11 protein-coding genes are annotated in these 12,161 nt (G+C 39.8%); all 11 read left to right on the top strand.

Features of this window, described 5'->3' with window-relative positions:
* Positions 1 to 267 precede the first annotated feature (267 nt).
* Positions 268 to 1,131 (top strand): YitT family protein, encoded by an 864-nt coding sequence (locus tag AC625_RS21710; RefSeq protein WP_049683166.1) that lies wholly within the window; start codon positions 268 to 270, stop codon positions 1,129 to 1,131.
* 49 nt (positions 1,132 to 1,180) lie between these two features.
* A complete protein-coding gene (gene cccB, locus AC625_RS21705; protein ID WP_049683165.1) occupies positions 1,181 to 1,519 on the top strand; it encodes a cytochrome c551 in 339 nt (112 codons plus the stop codon).
* A 479-nt stretch (positions 1,520 to 1,998) separates the two neighbouring features.
* The gene (gene ftsE, locus AC625_RS21700; RefSeq protein WP_049683164.1) at positions 1,999 to 2,685 is read left to right on the top strand and encodes a cell division ATP-binding protein FtsE; all 687 of its coding nucleotides are present in this window, start codon (positions 1,999 to 2,001) and stop codon (positions 2,683 to 2,685) included.
* Positions 2,675 to 3,568, top strand: a complete 894-nt coding sequence (gene ftsX / locus AC625_RS21695; RefSeq protein ID WP_049683163.1) for a permease-like cell division protein FtsX — start codon at positions 2,675 to 2,677, stop codon at positions 3,566 to 3,568. Before ftsE ends, ftsX begins: the two co-directional genes overlap by 11 nt.
* 218 nt (positions 3,569 to 3,786) lie before the next feature.
* Positions 3,787 to 5,115 carry a murein hydrolase activator EnvC family protein gene (locus AC625_RS21690; RefSeq protein ID WP_245645063.1) on the top strand — a complete coding sequence of 443 codons (1,329 nt, stop codon included), beginning with the start codon at positions 3,787 to 3,789 and terminating at the stop codon, positions 5,113 to 5,115.
* A 196-nt stretch (positions 5,116 to 5,311) separates the two neighbouring features.
* A complete protein-coding gene (locus tag AC625_RS21685; RefSeq protein WP_245645062.1) occupies positions 5,312 to 6,781 on the top strand; it encodes a S41 family peptidase in 1,470 nt (489 codons plus the stop codon).
* Positions 6,782 to 7,051: 270 nt separating this feature from the next.
* Positions 7,052 to 8,242 (top strand): PDZ domain-containing protein, encoded by a 1,191-nt coding sequence (locus tag AC625_RS21680; RefSeq protein ID WP_245645121.1) that lies wholly within the window; start codon positions 7,052 to 7,054, stop codon positions 8,240 to 8,242.
* 599 nt (positions 8,243 to 8,841) lie between these two features.
* On the top strand, positions 8,842 to 9,042 hold the full coding sequence (locus AC625_RS21675) for a hypothetical protein (protein WP_049683162.1): 201 nt from the start codon (positions 8,842 to 8,844) through the stop codon (positions 9,040 to 9,042).
* Between the two features lie 19 nt (positions 9,043 to 9,061).
* A complete protein-coding gene (locus tag AC625_RS21670; protein ID WP_053178164.1) occupies positions 9,062 to 10,279 on the top strand; it encodes an efflux RND transporter periplasmic adaptor subunit in 1,218 nt (405 codons plus the stop codon).
* Positions 10,279 to 11,007, top strand: a complete 729-nt coding sequence (locus tag AC625_RS21665) for an ABC transporter ATP-binding protein (RefSeq protein WP_049683161.1) — start codon at positions 10,279 to 10,281, stop codon at positions 11,005 to 11,007. The genes AC625_RS21670 and AC625_RS21665 overlap by 1 nt, the downstream gene beginning before the upstream one ends.
* Positions 10,964 to 12,127: an ABC transporter permease gene (locus AC625_RS21660; protein WP_425415463.1), complete on the top strand. Its 1,164-nt coding sequence runs from the start codon at positions 10,964 to 10,966 to the stop codon at positions 12,125 to 12,127. Before AC625_RS21665 ends, AC625_RS21660 begins: the two co-directional genes overlap by 44 nt.
* The last annotated feature ends 34 nt before the right edge of the window (positions 12,128 to 12,161 follow it).

Raw genomic sequence — 12,161 nt, 5'->3', positions numbered from 1 at the left:
TTACTGATGTGTGAGCAGAGATTTAGTTGAACCAATCGGGTTCGTCCTGTCGATTGATCGAAGCGAAAGCGAAGATCTTAGCGAAGATCTTAGCGACAGGAGAATGGGACTAACAATCAGTGGGGGATGAAGAACCCCCCACTGATTGAAGTTTCACCTTATCCGAGTACCATTTACAGGGGATAGATCCCGGTGCTATACTACTTTGAACGATTTGTATCGTGATGAATAAGTGTGGACAAAGAGGTTGAAGGGAGTACCCGTTAAATGAGAAAAAGATATCGAGAACCGAAGCATCCGGTGATTGAGAAATTAAGTGAATATGGACTTGTAATCGTTGGGGCAGCCATCATAGCGATTACATTTAACGTCTTTCTTTTGCCGAATCAAATTGCTTCGGGTGGGGTCAGTGGAATTAGTACAATTTTGACTGGGACGTTCGGTTGGGAGCCGGCATATGTACAGTGGGCCTTCAATATTCCGTTGTTTATCAGTGGTTTGTTGTTGTTAGGCATGCAGTTTGGAGCAAAGTCATTAGTTGGAACATTGGTTTTACCCCTTATTGTTTTTCTAACAAAAGATTGGGATCCATGGACACAAGATGCACTACTCGGTTCGATTTGCGGCGGGATTGGGGTCGGTTTAGGTCTTGGTATTGTTTTTAGAGGCAAGGCTTCAACGGGCGGTACAGATCTTGCTGCACAGATTATCTATAAATATACGAATTTTTCCTTAGGTACTTGTGTAGCGCTAATTGACGGACTAATTGTGTTGAGTGCGGCCATTGTGTTTGATATTGAAAAAGGGTTGTATGCGTTAATTGGGTTGTACGTGACAAGCAAAACGATTGATTTAATTCAAGTTGGTGTTGGCCGTTCAAAAATGGCGATGATCATTACGAATCACGACGAAGAAGTGAGACATGAAATTATTCATGGACTTGACCGCGGTGTTACAAGATTATCGGGTCAAGGAGGGTATACGGATGATTCTCGACCAATCCTCATGTGTGTAATTGATCAATCCGAATTCACCAATTTGAAACAATTGGTGAAAGACGTTGATCCGAAAGCCTTTGTGATCGTAATGGATGCTTCGGAGGTGTTAGGGGAGGGTTTTAAACACGCGTAATGCTGGTATAATATAGGTGTAGTGGATAATTTAACTAGGGGGCATTATAGTGAATAAAAAATTGATTACATTATTGCTAGGAACGACGCTTGCTCTTTCGGCATGTGGTACATCCAAAGATAACGCGAGCAAACCAGCAAATGAAGGCGGAACCACAACAACATCGGCTGGTGAAGCTGATAATATTTATAAAAATAAATGTTCAAGCTGCCATGGTGCGAATCTCGAAGGAGCATTTGGTCCGGAACTTAAGAAAATTGGCTCAACACATTCTAAAGATGAAATTGAAAAGATAATTTTAGAAGGGAAAAGTGGGGGGATGCCAGCTAAGCTGATCCAAGGAGATCAGGCTGCATTGGTAGCGAAATGGCTTTCTGAAAAAAAATAAGAACATGATCAACGACGTCTTGCATAGGTGCAGGGCGTTTTGTTGTCAAAAACAATCCATTTCAGCAGATAAAGTGAAACTTCAATCAGTGGGGTTTTCTTCATCCCCACTGATTGTTAGTCCCGTTCTACTGTCGCTAAGATCTTCGCTTTCGCTTCGATCAATCGACAGTACGAACCCGATTGGTTCAACTAAACCTCTGCTCACGCATCGGTAAGTTTCACTTTATCTCACCAATCGGGCTTTTACTGCCCGTTAATGCGAGATAAAATTGGAAATTTACATTGAAATGAAACTGTAACATTTTTTTTTCGGATTTGACAAACTTTGATGGTATAATGGCTTTTGTACAGTAGCAGGGTTAATTCCTGTTATTTTTTCGGTTTTTTTCACAAAAATTGTCGAAATGAAGCGAGAGAAACACTTCCTTTGATTCTTTAGTTTTCTGGAAATAAAAAGCTAGTTAGGTGGTTATTTATATGATAGAAATGACAGACGTCTATAAAACGTATTCGAACGGCGTCGTTGCTATAAACGGGATCAACGTTAAAATAAAAACTGGTGAATTTGTGTATGTAGTAGGTCCGAGTGGTGCGGGGAAATCTACTTTTATCAAAATGATGTATCGGGAGGAGTCTCCAACAAATGGAAATATTATTGTGGATGGAGTCAGCCTGCCGAAGATTAGAAATACGAAGGTGCCGCTATTCCGTCGTAATATTGGTGTAGTGTTCCAAGATTTCAAGCTATTGCCGACATTGACGGTTTACGAAAATGTAGCGTTTGCTATGGAGGTTATTGAGAAGACTCCTGAAGAAATTAAAAAGCGAGTAATGGAAGTATTGGAGCTAGTTGGATTGAAGCACAAAGTACGGATGCTACCTACTGAACTGTCAGGTGGGGAGCAACAACGTGTCTCCATTGCTCGTTCAATCGTCAATTCGCCAAAGGTCGTTATTGCAGATGAGCCGACAGGAAACCTTGACCCGGAAACATCATGGGAAATTATGAATATTTTTGACGAAATAAATAAAAGTGGAACAACCATTGTTATGGCGACCCACAACAAAGACATTGTTAATAATATGAAACATCGTGTAATCGCCATTGAAAGTGGCAAAATTGCCCGCGATGATTTGCGAGGTGAATACGGATATGAAGCTTAATACATTGCAACGGCATTTTCGGGAGAGTGGTAAGAGTTTGGTCAGAAATGGCTGGATGACGTTTGCTTCTGTCAGTGCAGTAACGGTAACATTGCTATTAGTTGGTGTGTTTTTTGTCATTATGATGAACTTGAATCATATCGCAACAAATGTAGAAAATGATGTTGAAATACGGGTACATATTGACCCGGCTGCAACTGTAGAAAATCAAAAGACACTGGAAGCGAAAATTAAGAAAATCGCCAAAGTCGATTCTGTCGTATATTCTCCAAAAGAAAAAGAGCTGACGAATATGATTGAAGGCATGGGGGAGAACGGCGAGGCATTTAAATTATTTGAGCAAGATAATCCGCTTCGTGATGTATTGGTTGTGAAAACGAAAACTCCTCAAGATGTAGACCAGGTTTCTAAGAAGATTGAAACCTTTGAATATGTTCAGAGTGTCAAATATGGCAAAGAATATGTAGATAATTTATTTAATGTGGTAAATATTGCCCGAAATATTGGCGTCGTATTGATTATCGGATTGTTATTCACGGCGATGTTCCTTATCTCCAATACAATTAAAATTACGATTATAGCAAGAAGAAAAGAAATTGAGATTATGAGATTAGTTGGGGCAACGAATAACTTTATCCGCTGGCCGTTCTTCCTTGAAGGCTTATGGCTGGGTGTTTTGGGTGCCATCATTCCGATTGTGTTAATTGGTATTACCTACTCTAATCTATTCAAATATGTTTCACCGAAAATTAACATTCCATTTTTCGAATTGCTACCGTTAAGTCCATTTATTTATCAGATTTCAGTGATACTTATTCTATTAGGCGGACTAATTGGAATTTGGGGCAGTTTGATGTCTGTTCGTAAGTTTTTAAAGGTATAAGAGGTTGTTCAAAAACTCCGGTAAAAATAGCTTACATTTGTATCAAAGCTAGTTAATGACCTTCTGTTAAACCCGCGCACGTCCTGTGCGCAACACAGAAGTCATCCTGTGCAAGTCCGGTTTTGACCTTATCTAATACGCACCAAAACAGAGAATCCTAGCTAAATAGAGCAAAAGATATCAAAGTCTAAGGGAGAGAAGAAAGGGGAACTGGGAAAGTGCATAGAAATAAAGTCATCGCGATGAGTGCAACAGTCATACTAGGTCTTGGGAGCCTCTTGGCTGTACCAAGTGCGTATGCGGAATCATTGCAAGATATGAAGGATAAAAAAGTAATGATTCAGGAAAAACGTACGGATGTTCAATCGAATATTCTTGAAACAGAAACTAAAATTAAAAATCTACAATCACAACAGCTGACGGTTGAAGAGCAACTAGATCAACTTGAAAAGAATATGACAGTTAATGCGAATAAGATTATAGAGAAGACGGCTGAAATTAACAAAACGAATGCCGAAATTGAATCTTTAAAAGCAGAGATTGTAGTGCTAAAAGATCGAATTGCAAAGCGAAATGAGCTTTTGAAGGAACGTGCGGTTTCTTATCAAGAGGGCGGCGGCAATTTGAACTATTTAGAAGTGCTTCTTGGTGCTTCAAGCTTTAGTGAATTTATTGACAGAGTGAGTGCTGTTGCTACCATCGTCGAAGCTGATCAGGATATTATTAAACAGCATGAGCAGGATAAAAAGAGTCTGGAAGAAGCACAATCCGCTGTTGAAAAGAAGAAATTGGATTTAGAAAAAATGCTTGCTGAATTGGAAAAGGTTAAGCAGCAACTTCAAGTACAAAAGAATCAGCAAGAAGTGTTATTAGCTGAACTTCATAAACAAAAAGAGCATGCTGAGCATGATATAGTTGGTTTCGAAGAAGAAGCGGCAAATCTTAAAGCACAGGAAACAGCTGTTGCACAAGCGATTCAGCTTGAACAAAAGCGCCTTGCTGATGCTGAAGCAGCGAGAAAGAAAGCAGCAGCGGAGGCAGCAGCAGTGGCGGCTGCTAAGAAAAAGCAAGCCTCAATCTCAAGTTCAAGCTCAAGTTCAAGCTCAAGTTCAAGTTCAAACGCGACAGTAAGTGCTCCAGCCGTTTCGTCTGGCACGTTTAATCGACCGAGTGCTGGATATGTTTCATCTGGCTTTGGCGGGCGATGGGGGAAATCACATAACGGGATTGATATTGCTGCAAGTGGTACAGTGCCAGTTGTTGCAACAGCAGATGGAGTCGTAATACGTGCGTATACGTCCAGCTCATACGGCAATGTGGTCATGATCTCACATTCCATCAATGGTCAAACTTTTACAAGCGTATATGCACATCTTAACTCGATGAGTGTAAGTGCTGGACAAGTTGTTTCAAAAGGCCAGCAAGTTGGCTATATGGGAAATACCGGCCACTCATATGGGCAACATCTGCATTTCGAACTACATAAAGGGGCTTGGAACGCTGCGAAATCGAATGCTGTGAATCCATTAAACTATCTTTCTATGTAATACAGTGATAACTGAATAATGAAAGTTGAAACGAGGCTGTCCGATAACGAGAGGTCAGATCCCACATCTACTATATATCGTTTATATAGTGTGAGGTCAGACCGTGTTAAGACACCCTCGTTTTTTTGTGCGCATATCTTGTCCTTTTTTTCATAGAGTATGATATAACCTTTTTTATAGAGAGGGATTGGCTTATATGAACATGAAGATCACAAAGAAATGGACACTTCCTGTAACGGTGGTGGCATCACTAACGATTGGGGCAGTCGGGGGAGGATATGTTGCAAATCCAAACAGTGAGGTTCATCACTATTTGTGGGGGAATAAAGAGGAAGATCTAGGTGCTGAGCCGGCAGCCTATGATAGCACAGAGTGGGCCAAGGTAGAAAGGGCCCATGATTTAATTTATCAGCAATATGTAGAGGAGGTAGATGACACCCAATTGGTGGAAGGGGCGATACAGGGAATGCTTTCTACCTTGAAAGATCCGTATACCGTCTATATGGATAAGGAAACGGCAAAGCAATTCGATGAAGCGCTTGATTCATCATTTGACGGGATTGGAACTGAAATAGAAATGGAGGATCATAAGGTCATCATCGTTTCACCTTACAAAGATTCTCCTGCTGAAAAGGCTGGGTTGAGGCCAAGGGATCAGATTGTCAGCATCGATGGCGATTCGATTGAAGAGCTGGATTTAAATGCAACTCGGTTGAAAATTCGCGGTAAAAAAGGAACTGTCGTAAATCTTGAGATTAAGCGTCAAGGTGTCACAAATCCAATTAAGGTAGCCATCACTCGTGACGAAATTCCTCTTGATACAGTTTTTTCAAGCATGAAAAAAGAGAATGATAAAAATATTGGCTACATTGAAATCACTTCTTTTTCTCAAGATACAGCCGCCGATTTTAAAGAGCAGTTAAAGGAGCTTGAGAAAGAAAAAATCAATGGCTTGATTATAGATGTTCGTGGCAATCCAGGTGGTTTTTTGACAAGTGTGGAAAGCATTCTTGGTGAATTGCTTCCGAAAGACAAGCCATACTTACAAATTGAATATCGATCCGGAGAAACAAAAGAAGTGTTTAGTGGCAATGAAAAGAAAAAAGACTATCCAATTGCTGTATTGACGGACAAAGACAGTGCATCTGCAGCAGAGATTTTGGCTGGTGCTATGCAAGAAGCTGGAGGATATCCACTTATTGGTGAGACGACTTTCGGGAAAGGCACGGTGCAGAAGGCTATTCCGATGGGGGATGGCAGCAATATTAAAATTACGCTATATAAATGGCTGACGCCGAATGGAAATTGGATTCATCAAAAAGGGATTACGCCGACAATCGAAGTGCATCAACCTTCCTATTTCAATGTTCATCCATTGACTGCTGAGAAGATATTTAAACGAGATATGAACGATGAACAGATAAAAAATGCTCAAGAAATTCTAACATCATTAGGGTATTCGACGGGTAGAACGGATGGGTATTATGATGAAAAAACCGAAAGAGCTGTAAGAGCTTTTCAAAATACAAATGATTTAACTGTGAGTGGTAATATTAATAGCAAAACAGCGGCAGCCTTAGAAAAGGCGGTTGTGAAAAAGAAAAAAGATGAGAAAAATGATCTACAGCTTCGAACCGCTTTAAAATTAATGGCAAGGCACCAATAATGTAAGGTTAGCCCGGCCTCGGTCGGGTTTTTCTGTGTGATGGGGAAAAATATTGTACGGACCTATTATTGTTACAAGGCATTTTTAAAAAAATAATGGTAGGTCTAAGATGACTTTTCTCCGTATTCATAGGCAGGAAGGCAATATATTTGGTAGAATAGGAGAAAGTGTAAAAAAACTTACAAATCTGTTTTCAAATAGACATTTCAGGTGAGAAACCGTTTTTAACATATTATCAAGGAAGATAGAGAGGGTGCGGGTATATTGATAGTGGGTTGGTTAGTTGCTAGTTTGCAAGGGATTGGCATGTTTTTTTTGCATCCTGTTTTTTATGTATCGATTATTCTTAGCCTGTTCGTCGGCTACCTTCGGGTGAAAAGGGAAAGACGTGGTTTTACTATTCGAATCAATAGTTTATTTCAGGAGCTTCGTCAGCTTTTGCCAATAGGGCTATTGATAGGAGTGCTTCTTTCCATCTTAACGATAGGATCTGGGGTCGTTATTCCGTTTGCTGCCATTCTTTTAATGGGTATATTTACTATTTTATTGTCACTGACTTTCCAAGTACGCTTGCTTTCTCCAGCCTATATCGTTGGTCTTTCCTTCTTGACGATTGTTTTTCTGGCAGGAAGAGAAATTGAAATTCCTATTTTTTCAGAGGCATTTCATAGCCTTGACCAGCCCGTATATCCAAGTCTGGCTGTATTACTTGGTTTGCTGTTATTGGCTGAGGGTATATTGATTAGTAAAGGTGGCAGTAAACAACCCTCTCCGAATTTGATGGTATCGAAGCGAGGGCAAGTGGTTGGTACATACAAAGCGAGAAAAATTTGGTTACTCCCCTTATTTATCTTTGTTCCAGGAGGAGAGTTAGTAGCACCGATTGATTGGTATCCTGTATTTTCAATCGGGGAGCTTCATTTTACTCCGATTGCGATTCCAGTATTAATTGGGTTTTCCAAAACAATCCAAGGAAGCCTGCCACAAATTGCGATACAAGCACAAGCAAGAAAAGTTACTGTTCTTGCTGTCATCGTTACAACGCTTGCCGTTTTTGGAAACTGGTATTCATACTTGTCCATTGTAGCTGTTGTCCTTGCGATGCTTGGTCGCGAATTGATTCACTATTTTTCAAACATGAATGATCGTAAGCTCCCGTTCTATTTTTCCCAAAGTAAGCTTGGTGTTAAAATTCTTGGAGTGATTCCACACACACCAGCGGATAAAATGGGCTTGGAAATGGGAGAGATTATTATGAAAATGAATGGATCACAAGTGAGCAATGAACATGAATTTTACGGGGCATTACAAAAAAATCGAGCGCATTGTAAGATGGAAGTTATCGGACATAACGGGGAAATTCGTTTCGTCCAACGCGCACTGTTCGAAGGTGAACATCACGAGTTGGGGCTCCTCTTTATTGAAGAGGGGCGAAAAGAGCGTAGTCGAGCGATTTTGTAATTTGTCATATTTAATTATAATGAAGTGTGATTATGTATCTGTAAAAGACGCATCAAAATTGGGTGCGTCTTTTGTCTAGTTCTTTTGTGATTGTTAAACTACTATTCTAAGTGAAAAGATGGATCACCGGAAGCTGAATTTTAACTCGATTCGCTGTGAAAGGAATGCCATTTAGAACTTGTTCTAGAAAATGACGTGTACGTGTATCATTTTGCCGTAGTCATTTTATCTCCCCAATTATCAATCAAAAGCCTATTATCTCACTTAGAGACAATAGGCTTTTATGGTCCCCGATTAAAGAAAACATCATTTTCCGTCATACGGCATACTGGTTAGTGGCTATTTAATTGACTATTTATTACCACACGACGCTTCTCCTTCACAAAATCTACATTGTTATGGCTCCAACAGGCTCTAGCTTAAGTTTTATCAAGGGACTAGCTTTGAGACACTAGCAACGTTTTTTTTATTTCATGGCGTTAGAGCTAAAGTGAACCAAAAGTCAACAGCGTTATATAACATAGCCTATTTCTTAAGGAAAAGTTAAGGAATGAAACTCATAATGTGCTTATCCAAATGAAACAGGGAGGAATAAAAAAATGGAACAATCCAAACAAAGTTTAATAAAAATTTTGCTCATTATAAATTTGGCAATAAATACTTGTGCCGCCATTGGAGTGGGATATGTAGTATATAAACAAAGTATGCGTACAGACTTTTCCGGAAGAGGAGATGGTCAGGGATTCCCAGGGAATGGCCACTTTCAACAAAGACAAACTCAATCCGAACAAACTCAATAATAGAAAGGAGAATAGAAATTTGAAAAAGTGGATGATTATTTCGGTCATGATTGTTGTAATTGGAGGAGCGGTTGGTTGGTTTTTTTTAGGTGAAAAGGATCAAACACAAAATGTTGCGGCTGAAGTACAAACAACAACAGTACAAAAAGGAAAATTGGAGGTAAATGTTACGGGTTCGGGTTCGGTTACGGCGAGTACAGACCAAGATGTAACAGCAACAAATACAATACTTGTAGTAGATAGCGTAAGTGTAGCAACTGGAGATACCGTACATAAAGGTGACAAACTTGTAACGTTTAAAAATGGCGATATTGTTACGGCTCCATTTGATGGGGATATCACATCAGTTCGTGTAAAAAGCGGCAGTGGGGCTTCACAAGGAACGATCCTTCTTCGTATGGAAGATGAAGAAGGAAACATATCACCTGTATTAAGGGAAGATAACAGTGATAGAAGTGCTGGGGGTAGCAGCAATTGGATAGCGGATACTGTAAGTGTGAAAGTGGGTGATGTTGTAGCAGCAGGTGAAACACTTGTAACCTTTACGGATGGGAGTATTCTACAATCCCCGGTTGCTGGGACGATCACAACCCTCTCTGTTGCAAATGGAGATTCTGTCCAAAGTTCAGCAACAGTCGCACACATAACAGATTACAGCAAATTTCAAACAACAATTAGTGTAGATGAATTAGATATTACAAAAGTACAAATAGGCCAACCGGTAAAAATAACAGCAAGTGCCTTTAAAGATGAAACATTTGAAGGAAAAGTAACAAATGTAGCAACAGAAGGAACACCATCAAATGGGGTCTCTACATTTGGTGTAATCGTACAAATCACCGATCCAAAAAAAATGAAGATTGGCATGTCAACAGAAGCTAGTATTTCAGTAGCAAGTAAAGAAGACGCATTATATGTACCGGTAGAAGCTGTTTATTCCAATGAAGGTAAAAAATATGTACTTATTTCAACAGCTATAGACGATTCAATACAATCAACAAAAAAAGTACCAGTAGAAACTGGAATTTCAAATGACACGTATGTAGAAATTACCAACGGATTAACAGAAGGTGAGTCTGTTCAAATACCAAGAGTTCAATCTACGGGTAATACTTTTCAAGGAGGAATGATGATGCCTAGTAGCAATTTCTCAGGTGGCAACTTCAGAGAAAGAAATGGAGGCGATGAACCACCGGCATTTACAGGTGGAAGAGCCAGTAGACAAGGAGCAAATTAATGAATAGGACAGAGCCGATTATTCAAATTAAAAACATGAAAAAAAAGTATGAACTTGGCGGGGAAACGGTAATGGCTCTTCAAGATGTTTCCCTCGATATTCAAAAGGGCGACTTTATCTCTATCATAGGTCCATCTGGTTCTGGAAAATCAACATTTATGAACATGATCGGATGTTTAGATCGACCTAATTCAGGCAAATACATGTTAGATGGTGAAGATGTAGGGAAAATGAAGGGTTCACAACTTTCAGTTATTCGAAATAAGAAAATCGGATTTATCTTCCAAAATTTTAATCTTATATCAAGGCTAACAGCGATTGAGAATGTAGAGCTTCCTCTTATTTATCGTGGAATGAAAGCAATGGAACGAAGAGAAATTGCCCTAGAATCTTTAAAAAAAGTAGGATTGGTAGATAGAGCACCTCATTTACCAACCCAATTATCAGGGGGACAGCAGCAACGTGTAGCCATTGCACGTGCGTTGGCTGGACATCCGCCCATTTTACTAGCGGATGAACCAACTGGTGCGCTAGATAGTAAAACAAGTAGGGAAATTTTAGAGATTATGAATTCGTTAAATGAGCAGGGACATACCATTATTCTCATTACGCATGATTTAAAAGTAGCGAAGAAAGCTAGCCGCGTTGTTCGAATACACGATGGACAGTTGTATGAGAATGGAGGTGAGTGGTTTGCAGACAATCGGAATGGCACTGAAAAGCATTAAAGGGAACAAAGCGAGAGCATTTCTGACGATGCTCGGTATTATTATCGGCGTTTCTTCTGTTATTGTCATGGTTGCGATAGGACAAGGATCTACAAAAGCAGTACAAGATCAAATTGGCAGCCTAGGTACAAATGTATTAACTGTAAGTATTACTGGTTCAGATGTTACATTTAAAGAAGATGAAGCGAATCAGATTCAAGAGGTCAATGGTGTCGAAGCCATTGCTCCAACTATATCAGGAAGGGTCACCGTAAAAAATGGGCAAACAAATGTATATGTGTCAATGATCGGCACAACTTCTTCTTATTTGAATGTCCGTAATTTACAGCTGCAATCAGGGCGTTTCATTGCAGACTTAGACCATGAGAATCACTCAAAAGTAGCAGTACTTGGTGCAGATACTGCTAAAAACTTGTTCGGATTAGGTGATCCAGTTGGAGAATCTATACAAGTGAATGGAACATCCTATAAAGTGGTTGGCGTTCTTGAATCTGTTGGGAGTTCACTAGGAACAAGCGGAGACAGTACAATTATTGTCCCCCTTAGCACAGGGCAACGCTTAGCCTCTACCACTGATATCGAGTCCGTTTATGTGAAGGTAGAAAATGAAAATATAATTACTTTTACATCACGCCTTATCGAACAAAGGATGTCTACAATTGTTGGTGCTGCTGATAATTATAGTGTATCCAGTCAAAAAGATTTAATGGAAGCAGCATCATCGGTCAATAAAACCATGACATTCATGCTAGGGGGAAGTGCGGCTATCTCCCTTATCGTTGGTGGTATTGGTATTATGAATATTATGCTCGTATCTGTTTCAGAACGAACGAAGGAAATTGGCATAAGAAAAGCAATTGGCGCAAAACGCGGAAATATTCTGCTACAATTCCTCATTGAATCAGTCGTATTAAGTGCCTTGGGTGGATTAATAGGAGTGGGAATTGGAGTAATAAGTGCCCAAATCTTTACTTTAGCAACGGGAACAACCATTGCCTATTCCGTGCCAGTCATGTTGGTGTCATTTGCATTTTCTTTAGTAGTTGGCGTGATATTTGGTGTGTTTCCAGCGAATAAGGCGTCTAAACTCGATCCGATTCAAGCTCTGCGTTATGAATAAAACAAGACAAAGCGATCGTGTACAGCGACCGCTT

This window comes from Peribacillus loiseleuriae (assembly GCF_001183985.1).
Lineage (GTDB): Bacteria > Bacillota > Bacilli > Bacillales > DSM-1321 > Peribacillus > Peribacillus loiseleuriae.
This window is presented reverse-complemented; position numbering and strand designations above follow the sequence as displayed.